The sequence below is a fragment of the Streptosporangium sp. NPDC049376 genome, assembly GCF_044466505.1.
In the GTDB taxonomy this organism is placed as follows: domain Bacteria; phylum Actinomycetota; class Actinomycetes; order Streptosporangiales; family Streptosporangiaceae; genus Streptosporangium.
The window spans coordinates 31,859-48,230 of record NZ_JBITMT010000017.1; the positions used below are offsets into that span (position 1 = coordinate 31,859).

At 67.9% G+C, this 16,372-nt stretch carries 13 protein-coding genes and 1 pseudogene; 5 read left to right on the forward strand and 9 right to left on the reverse strand.

The genetic code is table 11. The annotated features are described in order from the left end of the window. Nucleotides 1–155: 155 nt before the first annotated feature. Both ACIBVQ_RS31545 and ACIBVQ_RS31550 read right to left on the reverse strand, forming a co-directional pair. Nucleotides 156–1,028 carry a Tn3 family transposase gene (locus ACIBVQ_RS31545; RefSeq protein ID WP_399181905.1) on the reverse strand — a complete coding sequence of 291 codons (873 nt, stop codon included), beginning with the start codon at nt 1,026–1,028 and terminating at the stop codon, nt 156–158. Then, nucleotides 944–2,794: a Tn3 family transposase gene (locus tag ACIBVQ_RS31550; protein ID WP_399181907.1), complete on the reverse strand. Its 1,851-nt coding sequence runs from the start codon at nt 2,792–2,794 to the stop codon at nt 944–946. Before ACIBVQ_RS31550 ends, ACIBVQ_RS31545 begins: the two co-directional genes overlap by 85 nt. 274 nt (nt 2,795–3,068) lie before the next feature. Between ACIBVQ_RS31550 and ACIBVQ_RS31555 the strand changes: the two genes are divergently transcribed. Both ACIBVQ_RS31555 and ACIBVQ_RS31560 read left to right on the forward strand, forming a co-directional pair. Then, complete coding sequence (locus tag ACIBVQ_RS31555) at nt 3,069–3,635, forward strand: molybdopterin cofactor-binding domain-containing protein (RefSeq protein WP_399181909.1); 567 nt, start codon at nt 3,069–3,071, stop codon at nt 3,633–3,635. A 261-nt stretch (nt 3,636–3,896) separates the two neighbouring features. Then, entirely contained in the window at nt 3,897–4,853 is a 957-nt protein-coding gene (locus tag ACIBVQ_RS31560) for a tyrosine-type recombinase/integrase (RefSeq protein WP_399181911.1), read from the forward strand. A gap of 901 nt (nt 4,854–5,754) precedes the next feature. Here the strand turns inward: ACIBVQ_RS31560 and ACIBVQ_RS31565 are convergent. The 3 genes from ACIBVQ_RS31565 to ACIBVQ_RS31575 all read right to left on the reverse strand — a co-directional run bounded on the left by ACIBVQ_RS31565 (nt 5,755) and on the right by ACIBVQ_RS31575 (nt 8,467). Next, the gene (locus tag ACIBVQ_RS31565) at nt 5,755–6,354 is read right to left on the reverse strand and encodes a TetR/AcrR family transcriptional regulator (RefSeq protein ID WP_399181913.1); all 600 of its coding nucleotides are present in this window, start codon (nt 6,352–6,354) and stop codon (nt 5,755–5,757) included. Between the two features lie 261 nt (nt 6,355–6,615). Further along, on the reverse strand, nt 6,616–8,229 hold the full coding sequence (locus ACIBVQ_RS31570) for an FAD-dependent monooxygenase (RefSeq protein ID WP_399181915.1): 1,614 nt from the start codon (nt 8,227–8,229) through the stop codon (nt 6,616–6,618). A 64-nt stretch (nt 8,230–8,293) separates the two neighbouring features. Next, the gene (locus tag ACIBVQ_RS31575) at nt 8,294–8,467 is read right to left on the reverse strand and encodes a hypothetical protein (RefSeq protein WP_399181917.1); all 174 of its coding nucleotides are present in this window, start codon (nt 8,465–8,467) and stop codon (nt 8,294–8,296) included. Between the two features lie 80 nt (nt 8,468–8,547). Between ACIBVQ_RS31575 and ACIBVQ_RS31580 the strand changes: the two genes are divergently transcribed. After that, nucleotides 8,548–8,703 (forward strand): hypothetical protein, encoded by a 156-nt coding sequence (locus tag ACIBVQ_RS31580; RefSeq protein WP_399181919.1) that lies wholly within the window; start codon nt 8,548–8,550, stop codon nt 8,701–8,703. A gap of 48 nt (nt 8,704–8,751) precedes the next feature. Here ACIBVQ_RS31580 and ACIBVQ_RS31585 read toward each other — a convergent pair whose 3' ends face one another. Then, nucleotides 8,752–11,814 carry a Tn3 family transposase gene (locus ACIBVQ_RS31585; protein WP_399181921.1) on the reverse strand — a complete coding sequence of 1,021 codons (3,063 nt, stop codon included), beginning with the start codon at nt 11,812–11,814 and terminating at the stop codon, nt 8,752–8,754. 54 nt (nt 11,815–11,868) lie between these two features. Beyond that, nucleotides 11,869–12,417: a DUF4158 domain-containing protein gene (locus ACIBVQ_RS31590; protein ID WP_399181923.1), complete on the reverse strand. Its 549-nt coding sequence runs from the start codon at nt 12,415–12,417 to the stop codon at nt 11,869–11,871. A 659-nt stretch (nt 12,418–13,076) separates the two neighbouring features. Here ACIBVQ_RS31590 and ACIBVQ_RS31595 point away from each other — a divergent pair. Together ACIBVQ_RS31595 and ACIBVQ_RS31600 are read left to right on the forward strand one after the other, a co-directional pair. Continuing rightward, nucleotides 13,077–14,261 carry a hypothetical protein gene (locus ACIBVQ_RS31595; protein WP_399181925.1) on the forward strand — a complete coding sequence of 395 codons (1,185 nt, stop codon included), beginning with the start codon at nt 13,077–13,079 and terminating at the stop codon, nt 14,259–14,261. 308 nt (nt 14,262–14,569) lie between these two features. Next, nucleotides 14,570–14,923 carry a VOC family protein gene (locus ACIBVQ_RS31600; RefSeq protein ID WP_399181927.1) on the forward strand — a complete coding sequence of 118 codons (354 nt, stop codon included), beginning with the start codon at nt 14,570–14,572 and terminating at the stop codon, nt 14,921–14,923. A 181-nt stretch (nt 14,924–15,104) separates the two neighbouring features. Here ACIBVQ_RS31600 and ACIBVQ_RS31605 read toward each other — a convergent pair. Together ACIBVQ_RS31605 and ACIBVQ_RS31610 are read right to left on the reverse strand one after the other, a co-directional pair. Next, a pseudogene (locus tag ACIBVQ_RS31605) lies at nt 15,105–15,572 on the reverse strand (Tn3 family transposase); the annotation flags it as partial. Continuing rightward, nucleotides 15,463–15,855, reverse strand: coding sequence for a PDZ domain-containing protein (locus ACIBVQ_RS31610; RefSeq protein WP_399181929.1), 393 nt, complete (start codon nt 15,853–15,855; stop codon nt 15,463–15,465). The gene ACIBVQ_RS31610 and the pseudogene ACIBVQ_RS31605, both read right to left, overlap by 110 nt. Nucleotides 15,856–16,372 lie beyond the last annotated feature (517 nt).

The following is a 16,372-nucleotide window of genomic DNA, read 5'->3' on the forward strand; positions in this document are numbered from 1 at the left end:
GGGACATAGGGCCGATCGGCACACGAGAAAGGGACCAACGTCTCCAAAGCCTTGGCCCGCCTGGGCAAGCAGGAAACGTCTGCCAAGCCGTTGCCGTAGCAGTCGCCGGCCAAGCCGCCGAGCGTTTTCAGCGCTATCAGCTGTCGGCAGGTTTCTCACCTCTGACTCTGTCCGCCTCCCGTATCGGCCGCGTCGGCCGGGCTCGCCAGGCCGAGGTCGAGATGGTTGGTCATGTCGAGCTCGAATCGGCCATACAGGTTCAGGTGGGTCCAAAACAGCGCCGACAGGCCGCGCCGGTCGGCAGGGGTGAGGCGTTTGGCCCAGGCGGGGTCGCGCAGCACGATCTGGACCAGGTGAGTGTTGAGGTAGGCGATGGTCGCGGTGAGCAGGTGCAGGGCCAGCGCGGAGACCTCGACATGTTCGCGGTCTTCGCCGGTCAGGTCGCCGGCCTTGCCGTAGAAGATCTCCTTGCCGGCGGAGTTGAAGTTCTCCACCACGTTCAGGCCCTCGCCGATCTCCCGGCGCAGCTGCTCATCGGCCAGATGGTCGCAGATGAAGACGGTACGCACCACGCGGCCGAGTTCTTCGATGGCCTGATAGGTGGGGTGCTTGGGGCCGCCACGGGCAAAACGGCGCAGCATCTGGTGGGACTCGGCGGTGCGAAGGCGCAGCGCGGTGGCGTGTTTGATCATCTGGTCGTAGTGGCGGGCGATGAGGTCCCAGTCGATGGTCTTGTTCGACAACACCTCCTCCAGGGCCGGCCATGTCTCGTTCTCTCCGGTGCCTGGCCGATACAGCCGGGCCGAGCCGATGTTCTTCAACCTCGGCAGCAGCTGAAAACCCAGAAGGTGGGAGAAGGCGAAGCCGACGATGGAGGCGCCGTGGGTGTCGGTGTACTGCCGGTCGATCTCCGCATCCGTCAGGTGCCGCAGCAGCCCCTCGATCATGGAGGCCACCTCGGAGGCGGTGGTGGAGGTGACCTGGGAGTAGATGCACACCGACCGCCGCTCCACGTGCCAGTAGACCATGATCCCGGGCCGCCGTAGCGCTGGTGCCGCTCGGTCATGAAGTTCGCCGACCAGGACCCGAACTTCCGGGAATCGGACGCGCACGAGGTGCCCGAGCCCCACAGGCCGGTGTCGCGGGCCTTGAGCGTCTCGTTGACCACCCGGCGGATCCCCGCGCGCAGGTTGTCGCGGTTGATGAACAACCTGCGGGTGCGCCGCAGCGCCGCCTCGTTGTCCACCTGCCCCTGCCCCTGGGCCGTGGCCGCGACCGCGACGCCGTCGGCCACCCGTTTGATCCCGATATTGGTGCCCAGCCCGTACAGACACAACAGCAACCGGCGCCGCAGCACCCCGGGATCGGTGACGGTACGCGAGGCCACCGAGGAGAACTCGGCCGTGAAGCCGGTGACGTGGTCGACGTCCTTGAGCACGTCCAGCAGGTCGATCACGCCCCACCGGCGGGAGATCTCCTCTTTGAGCGCCTTGAGGTTGGCCGGCTCGACCTGTTTGGCAAGCGGCGGGACGGCGATCCACGCCTCCCCCTTCCTCGTCGTGATCTTCACCCCGCCCGTGGTGTGCCTGCGCAGCGCCGCATTCAGCCGGTCCAACGCGGCCACGTGACGTTTTTGCAGGTCGGCGACGAACGCCGCCGCCTCGCGAGGTTTCTTCAGCGCCTCGTAGTGCACGTCCCGGTTGTCTTCGAAGTCCGGCGGCAGGTCCTCATCGGGGTTGCGCCAGATCTTGCCGCCCTCGACCCAGATCTCCCGGCGCCGCACCGCCTTGCGCAACGCGACCAGCACGCACAACTCATACGGGATGCGCTCGATCCGGCCGGTGTCGGCCTCGACGACGGCATTGCGCCAGTCGTCGGGCACCACGTGCTCGATCGGCACCCTGTCGGCCGCGTCGTAGAACACCGCCTCCGAATCGGCGTAGCGGTCCAGCAACTCCAGGGCGTCCATCACCGGCCGGAAGGCGGTGTTGGAGGAGCGGAAGGTGACCGCACGCAACAGCTTGGGCAGGCCCCGCCGGTAGTGCCGCGAGTAGGAGGCGCGCAGCTTGACGCGCACCCGGGCGTCGAACGCCTTTTCGTTCGCGCGGGCTTCGGCGATGATGTCGGACAACGTCCCGGCGCCCACCACCGGATAGATCGCCTTGCGTACCAGCTCCTCGGGCAGATCCAGCGCGGCCTGGGCCAGGCGGACCAGGATGCCGTTCTTGCCGTGTACCCGGGTGAACTCGGTGCTGATCTCGGTTTCGACCTTCTTCTCCGCCCGCACGCTGATCTTGTGCACCAGCTGGATCAGCAACTCGACCAGGCCGTCGATCATCTCGGTCTTGCGCACCCAGCACAACGCGGCCAGCAGCGTGAGGCGGACCGGCGCCTGGGCGGCGGCGAAGTCGGAGGGGTACATCTTCATCGCCCGGGCCCGCCAGCCCTCCACGACCTTCTCCGACACCCCCTCGAACAACCCCTGCGGCAGCCCGATCGCCTTGACCCGCTCCAGCTTGACGATCTCGCCCAGCAGCGTCTCCAGCTGCAGCGGCCCCGGGTCCTCCTTCAGCTCCTGCAGGAAGCTGCGCATCCCGCCGCCCGATCCGCCCTCGGGGTCGGGGTCGTCAACCGCGATCAGCTCCTCCAGCCGCGCCACCGCGGAGGCTGGCAGCCGCTCCAGGGTGCCCGTGGTGAAGTGCCGCTCGAACATCGCCTCGGCCGCGCCCAGCAGCCGCTCGATCGGCGCCGGCCGGGGCGGCTCGATCCTCTCTTGCCGGCAGCGGGCCAGCAACGGCGGTCAGAGAGATTTGGAACGGAATCCGGCGCTAACGGGGTTCTCCCAGGTCAGCGAACCTCCTGTGTTGCGGTCTTCCGGACGTGGTAACGCCGGATTCCGTTCGATCTCACAGAGGGTTGGCGGCGAAGCGCGGGGAGCACGGGGTTGAGGAACCGGGGAACAGCCGTTATCGATGAGAATGATCTTGCGTGGGATGGCGACGGTTCGCGTCGGGTTGTTCTGGAAGCTCTGAAGCCCCGGCGAGCCGCAAAGTAGTACCGCGACTCCTATGGGCACCGCTCAGCCCTGTCGGCCCCGCCGTCTACTGGAGGAGCACGGAGGCACGGTCCCGGCGCAGGGACTCGACATCACCGTGGAGGCGCCCGACAACCCCCACTCCTCGCCATACGAGATGTACTCCTTCGCCGCCCACTTCGCAGAAGTGCGGGTTCACGAGAAGACCGGGACCGTGCACGTCCCCCGGATGGTCGGGGTGTTCGACGTGGGCCGCGTTGTGAACCCCAAGACCGCCAGATCGCAGCTCATCGGCGGCATGATCCAGGGCATCTCGATGAGCCTGCACGAAGCGGGCGTGGTCGACAACACAATCGGCCAGATCGTCAACCATGACCTGGCCAGCTATCACTTCGCCGCGAACGCGGACATCGGCTCCATCGAGACGCACTGGATCGACGCGGTGGACTCCTACACCAATCCCCTGGGCACCAAAGGAATCGGCGAAGTCTGCGTCGTCGGCGTTGCCGCCGCGATCGCGAACGCGGCGTACCACGCCACTGGTGTGCGGATCCGTGACCTGCCCCTCACCCTGGACAAGTTCCTTGCCCAGGACAGGTGACCAACGTAATCAAGACGCTGAACTGCGGACCTAACTGATGCACCGTCATGGAGCGTTCGCAAAGGGCGTCTAGGCAGAGCCGAGACGGCGGCGACCAGCCGGCGGGCGACATGCTGAACCGATAGTCGGACTATGCGACAGGTAATATGAATTATCTGTCACATAGGCCGGTTGCCGACCGTATCCGCCCAGCTCGACATCCGCCGCGCCGGGCGCGACTCGGTAACGTTATGTGTCACATCGGCGTAGGAGGTGCTTGGCTTGTCCGTCGTCGCGTTCCCCGGCCGGCCCGACCCGGCCCCGGTCGGCCCAACGACCGCAGCGGCGGTCGACCGCTTCCTCGACTCCCTCACCGCGGCCACGACCCGCGCCGGCTACGCCGAGACCCTCAAGCACCTGCTCGCCGTCACCGGCCCCCAGTTCCCGGCCGCCGCCCTCCAGCCCGAGCACTACGCCGCGGCGATGGAACGCTGGACAGCGGCCACAGCCGCGACATGGAACCGGCACCTGTCCGCGCTCACGTCCTTCACCACCTGGGCCCAGCGCCAGGAAATCCTCGCCACCAACCCGGCCCGGCGGCTGGAGCGCCGCAAGAGCGCCCGCCGCGGCGACCGCTCCATCCCGCGCACCCGACTGGAGACGCTGTTCACCGACACTTCGCACGCCCTGCGCGAACGGGTGCTCTGGCGGCTGCTGTATGAGACGGCCGCCCGCGCCGAGGAGATCCTCACCCTGAACATCGAAGACCTCGACCCCGAGTTCCGCCGCGCCCGCGTCACCTCCAAGGGCGGCGCGATCGAGTACGTGCACTGGGCCACCCCCACCGCCCGACTGCTGCCCCGCCTGCTGGCCGGCCGCACCAGCGGGCCGCTGTTCCTGGCCGACCGGCGCGCTCCCACCTCCGGCCCCAGAGTGCCGGCGGACGGCGACATCGACCCCACCACCCGGCGCGGCCGACTGTCCTACCCACGCGCCGAGTACCTGTTCAAGACCGCCTCCGCCACACTCGACCCCCACCGGCAAGGCTGGACCCTGCACCAGCTACGGCACTCCGCGCTCCAGCATCTCGCCCAAGCCGGGCGCAGCGCGCCCGAACTGCAAGCCAAGAGCCGCCACCAGCACCTGGCCAGCCTCGGCCACTATGTGAGACTCGGCGAAGAGACCTCCGCCCGCATCACCGCCGAAGCCGACCCCATCCAGCGTCGCCGTACCCGCTGACTCCCCACACCACCCGGTAAACCACCGGGTCACGAACTGTCCCGCACCAGCAGCACCTGATCATCGTCGGGGTCGGGCTCGACTCGATACCCGACCTTCACTGGATCGACCCGATACCGCGTGAGCTCCGGCGCGGAACCCTCGGCCTCCTTGGTGCAGGCGCGGCGCCCCGTCGCCCCCGCTCTCGACCACGAACCCGTCATGGCGTTCGCTGAACTCCCGCCTTGCGCAGCACCGTCCGGATGACCTCAGCATCCCGATCCCGCACGGTCCACAGCGGCCGACCGCCCGCGCCGTACCCAAACTCCGGCTTGTCGCTCATGGTCCACCGGTAAGTGAATCGCGACGGCAGTCACAAAGGCGTACATCGTCGCAGGTCAGGCAAATCCGTTGGAAATTTCCCCAGGACTACAGCGAGGCCTTCTGAGGGGGCCTCGGTGCAGCAATGCGCCGGGGCTACCCGGCGAGCGGCGGGCCTTCTCAACAAGGTCACGACGTCGAGATCCGCGCCGCACGCCGACGCCGCGATCAGACGGCATCCTGATCTCAGACGTCTACCGCCTCGGCGATCTGCAAGATCAACACCGTTTGGGGCTCAGTACTGACACGTTTCTTACAGGCACCCCAAGTGACGCCGGCGTCGCGAGCGGTGGCGATCAGGTCGGGCTCGACGTCGGCCAGCCAGTCGCGCAGGTCCGCCAGCAGGGTCGGCGCGGCCAGGCCCTCTTCGTCGGAAGGAGCTCCACGTGTTCGAGCCCACCCGCACGAGGTTCCTGTGCTTCTTGTTCTTCGTTCTCGAAGCCAGCTAGGAACCTCGTAACGAGCGGCTGTACTGACTGAGCGTTTCAGAGGGCGATTCCCGCCAACGGTGAGAATAACCCCAGAGTTCGTTGAGCATCAGTCAGGGACGAATTCCTGGCTCCGCACCGACGGTGATCGCCTCGACGATCTCCCGGACGGCCGAGGTGTCGGGCAGCGCGCCGAGTTCTCCGGCGAACAGCAGGTGACCGGTGCCGATCAGGGTAAGGGCAAGCGTGCGGGCATCCGTGTGCGCCGTGACACGACCGACGCGGCGCTCAGCATCCAGGTAGGCCGCGAGGCCGGTGCCGGCTTCGGTGAGGATGGGGATGCCGTGCGGGGTCGTCGTGCGCAATCGGGACCGCAGATCGTCACGGGCGATCACGATGCCCACCAGGCCAAGGTTCACCGGCGTGAAGATCCGGGTCAGAGCCTCAGCCAGGTTGGAGACCAGCGTGGCCGAGCCGGCCGCCTCGGTCAGCTCGTCGGTCTCTGCCTCGAGCCGGGCGATGCGGTCGCGGACGAGCCCGGCCAGGAAGTCGTCGAAGTCCGCGAAGTGACGGTGCAGCACTCCTTTGGCGACCCCTGCCTCCTCCGTCACGGCGCGACTGGTCAGCCCGCCGGCGCCGTCGCGCATCAGGATCCGCTCGGCGGCGGCGAACAGCCGTGCCCGTGCATCGCGTAGGGCTACACCCGTCGGCATGAGTCCTCCTGCGAGCAATTGACGAATGGGCGTGTGCCTATTCGGCGTGGGCGCATGGTCACTCTACCGCCACCGCACCCTCCGCTCGGCTCACGTCTGCTGCAGGAACGCCACAGGACTCATGGCGATCTTGGTCTCAGCCGGGCGGGTGCGGTCCCGAAACGCACGAAGTGCGGGAGTCGATCGATCACGTGATTGTGTGGCATCAACCCGCCCGCGACGTGGTCGACGCAGACCTCGCGGTCGCGGCCACACCACGCATCAGGACGGAGTTCCCAGAGCCTGCCGCCCACGTTCGAAGCCGTGCGCTCGATCGCCAGTCACGCGTTCGAGGTAGTCGGCCACGGATTGGTCATCCCAGTGGCCTCCCGCGAGGGCGACGTAGCCGTCAGGGCGGATCAGCACGAGACCGTCGCCGTCGACCCCATAGAGATCGTGCGCCTTTCCCGCTGAGTCGATGAGCACGCTTTCGCTGTCGCTGTAGGGGAGTCCCGGGGGAAGAATGCGGTGCGTGTGCACATCGCCGAGTCGGCCCTCGCTCACCTGGGGTGCGGGCTTGAGACCGAAGACGAGCAGCGTGAAGTGCGTGCCGCGGAACAGATCGAACAGCCTCACCTGCTCATCGCTCGCCGGCTCGATGCAGTGGGCGTCCGGAGCGCGATCGCCGGCACGGATGCCGATCCCTTCATCCAAGTCGCGGCCCAGGCTGCTGCCTCGGTAGGTGATGCTCAGCTGGCTGACATCGCTGAACGGGTCCTGACCTCGGAATGCGCCGACAATGCGCTCCGACACGCGTGCGGAGTCGCCGCTGCTCCAGAATCTGCCCCGAGCGGTGGTCGAGGCCAGCACATGCTCGGCGATCGGCAGACGCTCCTCCTCATATGTGTCCAGCAGCTGTTCGGGTGCTCCGCGCAGGACGTGCGCGAGCTTCCAGCCGAGGTTGTAGGCGTCTTGAACGCCCGTGTTCATGCCCTGGCCGCCCGCAGGCGTGTGCACGTGGGCCGCGTCTCCCGCCAGGAAGACGCGGCCATCCCGATACCGGTCCACCATGCGGATGTTGACTTGGTACACCGAAAGGTAGACCGCATCGTGGAAGCGCACCCCGGACATCCCGACTCGCTGCGAGAAGATGTCGGCGAAGGTCTCCACCGAGACCGAGGAGGGCCCCTGGCCGTCGGCCGGCGGCAGCGGCGCGGTGAAGAACCAGGTTCCGCTCCTCGGCATCGGGGCCAGGGTCAGCATGCCGCCGCCGGAGCCGTTGGCCCACATGTGCGCGACCGAGGCGTCCAGTCCGTCGACGCGAAGGTTGCCGAACAGCATCCGCTGCTGCTCCCACGTCTCCCCGATGAAGTCGATCCCGACCTGCTTACGCACGGTGCTGCCGCCGCCGTCGCATCCGATGAGGTAGCGCGCCCGGATGTTCTGGTGTTGCCCGTCAAATCGGACGGATGCCGTGACCTGGTCGCGCTCCTGTGAAAGTTCGACCAGTTCGCCGCCGAGTTCCACCCGGGTGCCGAACGATGCCAGCTTCTCGCACAGGGCCGCCTCGGTGAACTGCTGCCCCACCATGAGGCTGCCCGGGTAGGGCGCACCTGGTACCGGGGGAGCGTCGTACATCACCGCCTCGCGCACCACGTTCCCCTGCGCATCGTAGAAGCGCGTGGGAAGAGGTGGCTCGGCGTGTTCAGCCAGGCGGCCGAGCACGCCGATGTCCTCGAACACCTCTTGCGTGCGGGCCCGGATGCCACGGGCCCGCGTTCCGACTGGATACGCGGTGGCACGATCGATGATCCGCACGCGGAGGTCGCGGCGGGCGAGGTCGCATGCCAGCGTGAGCCCCACCGGCCCTGCGCCGACGATGACGACATCCGTCATGTCTGAAGTCTCCATGGAGACGCTCTCCCTTCGTTACAGCGATAGAGTGACCGAGCGCCCATTATTAGTGGGCAAACGCCCACTGGTCAATTTCCATTCGTGGCTCCCGGGAGAGGATCAGGTCGGCGGAGGCCTTGCTGAGAAGGGCGCTGGCCTGCTCGGCGGCCGACGCCCGGTGTTGATAGTCGCTCTGGTCATCCGCCGGCTCCGGCAGGAGCTCGATGCCAACGCTGCTCATGCACCACCAGCACAGACGCGGAGCGCCCCCGTGATCAGCTGGCCCCGGCGCGGCCTCACTGAAACCGCACCGAGCCCATCGTGCGCAGGGTCAGGAAGCTCGACCAGGTCGCCGAAGGTCAGGTCGAGTTGTTTCCCACCTACCGCTACTACCCGATCTTCACCGACAGCCCCTATACCCTCCTGCAGGCCGAGGAACAGCATCGTGATCACGCGGTGCAGCCCACCCCCGGATGATGCCCGCCCGCACGCTCCGGGGCAGGCCGTTCGCCTCCGCAGCGCCCGTCAATCCTCATCGTCGGTGTCGTCGGCGTCAGGATCACGCAAGGCCCGCCGCCCGCCACCCAGCTGCGGACGTTGAAAGGAATACCGGCCGTGCACGTTGATGTGCCGCCTGATGAACGGACTGAGCCGGGCCACGTCGTCATCCAGCACCGGATATCCCTGCGCCCGCAGCTGGCGCAAGGCGTCGTCAATGTAGACCGTGTTCCACAGCACCAGGCAGTTCAAGACAATGCCCAAAGCTCCTAATTGGTCCTCCATCCCTTCGTAGTAGCGCTGGAACACCTGACTTTTACGGCCGTGGAAGACTTTCTGCGCCAGATCGTGGCGGCCTTCCTGAAGGTTTCGGATGCCCTTGATGCCGCGCCGCATGCCCTCGTCATCGATCAGCGCCAGCACATGCAGACTCTTGAAAATCCGGCCGTAGGTATTGATGGCCTCGCCCATCGCGGTCGGCCGGCCGTCGCGCTGCAGCATCCGCACCACGTCGTAGGGGTTGACGGCGCTGGTGTAGATGGAGCCGACCAGGCGCAGGATGTCCGGCCACCACCGGGCGACCTTGCCCAGGTCCAGCCGCCCGCGCGCCAGCGCGTTCAGCGCCCCGTAGTCGGCATCGGCCTGGACGCGCCACAGCTTCTGATCGGGCAGATCGGCCAGCGCCGGCCGGTATTCCTTGTCCAGCAGATGCGCGAGCCCGAAGACCAGATCGCTGTACGATCCGGTATCGGTGACAATCACATCGGCCCGGCGGCCCTCACCCGAGCCGAAAATGACATCCAGCGCGTGCAGGCAATCCCGGTCGGTGCCCGACACGATTTTCGACGCGATCCCGAACGCCTGATCATTGATCATATTCAGCCAGGTGATGCCGCGCTTCGGCCCGAAATACTTCTTATTCGGGCGAGCATATGCCGACGGCACCGGGACGACGAACCGCATGCCGTCGATGGCCGCGACCAGGCCGCCGCCCAGCGCCTGGGCGAAACCGATCCCGGCCTGCTTGGCGATCAGGTGCGGGTTGGCCGCGCCGTAGTTGTCGGCGCGCAGGTAGGTGTGATCAACGTAGCCGAGCCGGTGCCGCTCCAGCGCGGACACGCCCTTGACCGCGATCGGCCCGTAGGTGATGTTCAGCGCCTGAGCGGTCAGGCACGCCGCCACCGAGATGTCCAGGTCGTCCAGGTGCGCTCCGGTGCCGGCGATCGAGGTGAAGGCCTCCATGAACTTCGGGCACCAGCCCAGCACCTCCACGACCGCCTCGGAGATGTCCACCCGCGGCATCATCGCCTCCACCCGCTTGCGCAGGTCGATCAGCGACGGCGGCTCATCGATCGCCTTCACGCTCGCGACGTGGATCTTGCCGTCGTCGTCGATGGTGACGGAGGTGTTGGCGGCCAGCCCGGCCCGCACCACCCGGTAGGCGCGATCCAGCCGCTCGGCGTGCTCGGCCAGCAGCCCGGCGGGGTCTTCGGGCAGGCCCAGGTCGGTCAGCACGCTGTCCTTGACCGCCGCCCAGGCCGCGCCCTTGAGCAGCTGGGCGTCCGGGTCGCGCCACCGGCTGGAGGCGGGCGCGTGGATCTCGCGGCGTTTGAGGTGGCGGTGGAACTGCTCCAGCACGCAGAACACGTACGCGTTGCGGTCGACCAGGCCGTCCGTGCGGGCCGGATGGCCGAACACCAGCCGCTTCCACGGGCCGGTCACCACCAGCGGGTCGATCAGCCGCAGCGGCAGCACCGTGACCGGATGGTGGCGCGAGCGGTAGGCCAGCGCGTCCGGCAGGCGCTGCATGGCGGCCAGCACCTGCCGGCCCTCGGCGTTGGCCTCGAACGCGATCACCGCGGTCATCAGCTTCACGAACCCGGACACGGTGGCGTACTTGCTCGCCATCTCCGCCCGCCAGCCGCCGTCGTCCTCGGCGTCCGGCGGCGGCACCAGCCCGGTCACGGTGGCCACCGCCGAGCGCAACTGCGCGCGGGGCACGACCGCGTCGATCATCTCCCACACCTCGAACAGCCGCACGTCCTCGCTCCACGTCTCGGCCTCCAGCAGCACCTCCACCGCCTGGGCCAGCCAGGCCGAGGCCTTGGCCAGCCGCGGATGCTTGACGACCTTCTGCTTGTCGGCCTCCCGCTGCGCCTTGCCGAGCAGCTCGGTGGCCATGAGCAGGTCGAGCAGCTCCAGGGTGTCGTCGATGGTCTTGGTCTCCAGCCGCTGCGCGGTGGCCAGCAGTGTGGCCAGGCGCCGCGAGGCGGGATGCTTCTTCAGCTGGGAGGAGTGCGCGGTCAGGCCGTAGCGGGCCAGCTCGTCCAGCCGCCGCTGCGGCACCGCGGCGTCCAGCTCCAGCCGGCCGAGCCCGGTGCCGCCGATCTCGGCCACCAGATCCAGCGACTTGACGATCTGCGGTCCGGACGCCTTCGACGGACCGGTCCGCCAGCGCTCCAGATCCGAGACCTTCTTACCCGGCGGCACCGCCAGCAGCAGGTCCAGCACCGCCCGCTGCGGCGCGCTGAGCAGCGCGGCCAGGGTGTCGTGCAATTCCCTCGTGGCGCGTTCCCTCTCGCGTGCCACCAGCCGGGTCAGCGTGCTGATCCCGGGCAGCAGCACGTCGTTCTGGCGCAGCCAGCGCACCGCGTACTGGAAGCACGCGGTCGGGCCGTCGCCGGTGTTCCACGCGTGCGCCCGCACCTTGCCCGCAAGCTCGGTCTCGGCCGAGGCGAAGTCTTTCAGCCCGAACGCCTTGGCGATCTCCCAGGTGTGTTCCAGCCGCGTCTTGTCCCGCTCGGTGTAGCGCTTCACGCAGGACGGATCCTCGATCCCCAGCTGGCCGGCGACGACGTCCAGGACCTCGTTCGGCACCTCCAGCGGGTCAGCCAGAAAGCACCCCAGGTAGCGAACGGTCACGAGCTGCAGAGCGAAACCGCACCGGATGTGCCGGCCGCGATGCCCCTTGATCAGGGCCATGTCCTCGTTGTCGAGGAAGAAGATCTTCTCCATCTCGCCCCGGGAGGGCGGACCGTCGTAACGGCCGTACTTCGCCGCTTCTGAGTCGCTCAGGAAGTCGACTGGCATGCACGCAACGTATGACTCAACAGACACAGTGTCATCAGAGCAATGCAATCGTTACTAAGTGCTACCTATCGTAGCAGTAGGTAGATCAATGTCGCGCTGTGAAACCGAACGGAATCCGGCGCCGCAGCGTTCGAAGGCAGGGGAAACGCTCGGCTCGTTGACCAGTGGGGGAACCCCGTTAACGCCGGATTCCGTTCCAAATCTCTCTGACCCCCGCAACGCCGCCCGCAGCCGGTCCCGGGAGACCTCCACCGGGCAGATCTGGTCGGCCAGCCAGAAGATCAGCTTGTCTTCGTCGGCCACCGTTGGCGTCCGGAAGCCGTGGAAGTCCCGGATCTGCGCCCGGTGGTACTCGATCGTGCTGCCCGACCACTGGTAACCGGCGAACAGCGCGGCGTCGACCTTCACCTGACCGGCCATGAACTCCACCGCGGCCCTGGGCACGTCCTCACGCCGGGGGAAACGCGCCTCTAGCTCGAAGAACTTCAGCAGCAGCGCGAACCCGAGCCGGGTCGCCCCGGTCTTGTTGCCCAGCAGCTCCAGCTCGGCCTCATCCAGCGTCCAGCACTCGATGAGGTCCTCTAACTCCCACTCACGCCGCATCGCGGGCCCTTCTCCCGATCCGCACAGAAGATCCGGGAGAACCATGTTTTGTAACCAGGTCGCTACTGACCGGTATCACCTAGTCGTGACTACTACGAATCGAATTTGCAATGTCACCCATAGTTACTTTGGGGCTCATCGCGCGGACCCGAGCGGAGGGCCTATAGGGCTTCACCGCTCGTGGCCAATTCTCATTGGCCACGAGCACGGTCTGGCTGTCGGCGAGACATCGAAGGTCGGGGCATGGCCATTCGTTTGTGGGCTGAGGAACGTGTCACGTCTCTGAGCCGGAAGCACTCCCAGGGGGCTGGCCATCAATGAGACGTCGCGGGTCACCGAGGCGTCGTTGGTCACGATCCGCGAGGCCCCACAGTCCTGCAGGGCCTCAGGCTCCGTGACACTTTCTCATCCGTCCTCTGGGACGCAGCGGTGCGGTGAGGGCGCCAGGCGGCCACCGAGCCTTCAAAAAGGCCTCTGAGCTGCGCACTGACACCTCGTGCGGATTCGCACAAACGGACAATCCACGCCGCAGAAGACCTCCGATCCGCCTACTTGCGGGAATTGTCATTCCCGGTAGTAGGCGATCTGTGCCGCCAACACAACGAAGCGTGATTATTGATTTTGAATTTCTGGAAAACAGAAAATGCTAGCCTGGAGGGGTGAGCGAGAGAGCCGGCGCGGTGACGCCGTGCAAGCACTGTGGGATGCCGATCGAGCAGCGCCAGGGAAGAGGACGGCCCAAGGCCTACTGCCCGCAGGGTGACTGCCAGGCGGCGGCCAAGCGCGAACGGGAGCTGAAACGCGCGACCCCCGGCCTTGAGGGCGCGCTCGCCCGCGCGGAGGAGTTCTACGAGCGGATGGAGAAGGGCATGGCGGCGGCGATCGCGCCGCTGGCGCAGATCCTGGCCGACGAGCTGAGTCCCGCCGGGGTCGAGGCGAAGCTGAGCGCGGTGCAGGCCGAGGCCCACACCCGGGTGGCGATCGCGCGCACCGAGCGGGAACAGGCCTTCGAGCAGGTACGGCTGGCCCGCGAGGCCACCGGACACGCCCGCCGGGAGCGGGACACCATGGCCCGCCAGGTCGAGGAGGCGAACGCCGAACGGGACATCGCCCTGGCCGACGCCGAGACCGCCAGGGAACAGGCGCTGGCCGCCCTGCACGAGGCAGCGGCCACCGAACGGCTCGCCAAGCACGCCGAACAGGAGGCCAGACGACGGGCCGACCACGCCGAGGCGGCCAGGGACGCCACGTTGAGGGAGACGGCCGAGCGGATCGAGACGGCCGAGACCGCCGCCGAGCAGGCCCAGGCGCTGGCCGTACAGGAACGAGAGCAGGCGGAACAGGCCCGCGCCGAGCGTGACCAGGCGGAACGGGCGGCGAAGGCCGCGCAGCGGGCGAGGGCGGAGGCCGAGCGGGCCGCCGTCGCCTCCGAGGCCCAGGCCAGAGCGGCCGAAGCCGAACGGGACAGGGCCCAGGCCCGGGCGGACGCCGAGGCTCAGGGCCGGGCACAGGCGCTGGCCGAAGCCGCCGAGGCCCGGGCGCAGGCGGCCCGCGCCGACCGGCAGTCGGCCCAGGCGGACAAACGGGCGGCGCGCCAGGTCACCGAGGCGGAGGAACGGGCCATGGCGAAGGTCACGGAGGCGGAGGAACGCGCCGCCGCGCGGATCGCCGAGGCACAGGCGGAGCGGGACAGGGCGCTCATGCAACTGGCCATGGAGCAGGTGAGGCTTTCCGACCTGCGGGAGCAGATGGAGGCTCTGCGCCTGGAGGCCGCCCAGCTCAGGGAACGCGCGGTGACAGCGGAACTCCGCGCCCCCGCCACTCCCCCGGAACCGGCTCCATAGGCGTCGCGACCTGACGTCATCAGTCCGCTACGCGGGCCTCCAGGTACTGACGTGTCCATGTCGGCCCGAAACCAAGGCTGGAAGTGGAGAGGCACCATCTCCGGGAGCTGACGAAGATTCGTCCGCGTCTTCCCAAGGCCCCGCGACACGGCCGTCCCAGATCCTCGGAGGCCATAACCGGAACGGTCGGACGCCGCGGTTGCCGAGTCTCCGGACGGCCCGTGCTCCACCTGGTTCTCACAGGAGTACACGAGCCGGCCCGCTCCTTCACGGAGGGACGGCCGCCGGTCCTGTCTATGCTCAGGCCCATGGCACTGGAATGGGAACAGATCATCGTCGACTCCGCCGACCCCGTCGCTCTCGGGCGCTGGTGGGCAGAGGCTCTCGGCTGGGTGGTGGTCGACGAATCCGAGGAGATCATCGAGATCCGGCCTGAGCCGGACCGGATGCCGGGGCTGCTCTTCGTGCCCGTCCCCGAGGGCAAGACGTCGAAGAACCGGCTCCACCCCGACTTCCGCCCTGACGACCAGGAGGCCGAGGTCGCCCGGCTGCTCTCGCTCGGTGCCCAGCGCGCCAGCACCGGGCAGGAGGAGCAGCACTGGGTGACCCTCCTCGACCCGGAGGGCAACGAGTTCTGCGTCCTGAGCGACCGGAAGGGCTGAGCGGAGGCCGGGCGGCTGTCCGGGCCGCGCATCCCACGCAGCAACACGGACAGAATTGACACGGAAGTGGTCTCCGGCACAGATCGCCGACGTGCTGACCATCCGGTACGCCGCGGGTGGGGCGGCGCAGGACCTCTCGGCCTCGGCGATGCCCAGCGTGCAGGGCGGTGGCGTCCTTCACGATCTGGTCGTACTGCTGGCGGATCAGGTCCCAGTTGATCGTCTTGGTGGACAGCGTCGGCGCCAGGTGGGGCCAGTTCTTGTCCTTGCCGGCCGTCGGCCGGTACGGCTTCGCCGAGCCGATGTTCTTCAGCCTCAGCTTGAAGTCCAGCATGTACGCGAAGGCGAACCCGACGCTCAAGGCGCCGTGCGTGTCGGTGTACCGCCGCGACACGCCCTCGATCACCGAGGCGACCTCGGAGGCCGAACAGGACTTCAGCCGGTTGTAAGCTTCCGCACCCTCAGAGGCTTGTTCGCCTCCGCCCACGGGCTTTCCATCTTGGCGGCCTCGGGGAACCGGGCATCCACCTCGAAGAATTTCAAAGGGCGTCGACCAGGGTGACTTCGGCGGTTCTGACGCCGCCGTCGGGCCTGCGGTAGGTGACGGGGACGACGGCTCCCGCGCGCAACACTCCGACACGGGCGGCACTCTGCTCCCTGGCATTGGTGATGACCCTGCCGTCGAAGGAGACGATGACGTCACCGGGCCGGATCCCGGCCTTGTCGGCAGGGCTGCCCGGCACCACGTCGGACACCAGCGCGCCGCTGTTGTTGGGGGCGTCCTCACGGACGACGCCGAACAGGCCCTGCTTCCCCTCGGTGATGACCACGTCGAGTGGTTGCCGCTCACCGTCGACGCTCAGGGTTCCGCTGTAACGGGCCCGCTGCATGGGGGCGTTGGCGGCGGCCTGAAGCCAGACCAGTACCGGCACGTTCCAGCGCCAGCGCCCGGGGCCCGTGCGGGCGGTGGCGCTGGAACCATCGGTGGCGCAGGACGGCCGGCATAAGGCACGCGGTGACCGCGGTGCGCCGGACACGCGGCCGGTGGGCACCGACGGGGTTGCTGAGGTTCACAGGGAACGTCCTTCCTGAAGGCGGCCGGGCAGCGGTGACCGTCGATGGGCGCCGGGGCTGTCCATACGCGCGGAACGCAGCGTCCAATACACTGAGTAGTCGCCTCATGACTGATGGCCTCCGACGAGGTCGGGCCTTACTACAGGGAATCGGACCGCAGGCCGACCGACTCGCGGCTGCCTCCCGCCACATGTGCGCAGGGCAGGAACGGGCCGCCGGGCCGTGGGCGGCGTCTCGGCGTTTCCCCGGGACTCGTCTCGACGCCCCTGACAGGATGAGGTGACGTTCACGGTCGCGACGGGAGGGCTGGGCGCGCGATGCTGGGTCGGCTCGCCGGGCAGTTCCGGCTCATCACGCGTTCGTTTCCCGCCGCGC

What these genes read in the sequence shown, in the direction of transcription:
- ACIBVQ_RS31570 (WP_399181915.1), bottom strand. Translation starts at nt 8,229, where the DNA reads ATGACGGATGTCGTCATCGTCGGCGCAGGGCCGGTGGGGCTCACGCTG.
- ACIBVQ_RS31555 (WP_399181909.1), top strand. Translation starts at nt 3,069, where the DNA reads ATGGGCACCGCTCAGCCCTGTCGGCCCCGCCGTCTACTGGAGGAGCAC.
- ACIBVQ_RS31545 (WP_399181905.1), bottom strand. Translation starts at nt 1,028, where the DNA reads ATGGTCTACTGGCACGTGGAGCGGCGGTCGGTGTGCATCTACTCCCAG.
- ACIBVQ_RS31565 (WP_399181913.1), bottom strand. Translation starts at nt 6,354, where the DNA reads ATGCCGACGGGTGTAGCCCTACGCGATGCACGGGCACGGCTGTTCGCC.
- ACIBVQ_RS31600 (WP_399181927.1), top strand. Translation starts at nt 14,570, where the DNA reads ATGGCACTGGAATGGGAACAGATCATCGTCGACTCCGCCGACCCCGTC.
- ACIBVQ_RS31575 (WP_399181917.1), bottom strand. Translation starts at nt 8,467, where the DNA reads ATGAGCAGCGTTGGCATCGAGCTCCTGCCGGAGCCGGCGGATGACCAG.
- ACIBVQ_RS31590 (WP_399181923.1), bottom strand. Translation starts at nt 12,417, where the DNA reads ATGCGGCGTGAGTGGGAGTTAGAGGACCTCATCGAGTGCTGGACGCTG.
- ACIBVQ_RS31585 (WP_399181921.1), bottom strand. Translation starts at nt 11,814, where the DNA reads ATGCCAGTCGACTTCCTGAGCGACTCAGAAGCGGCGAAGTACGGCCGT.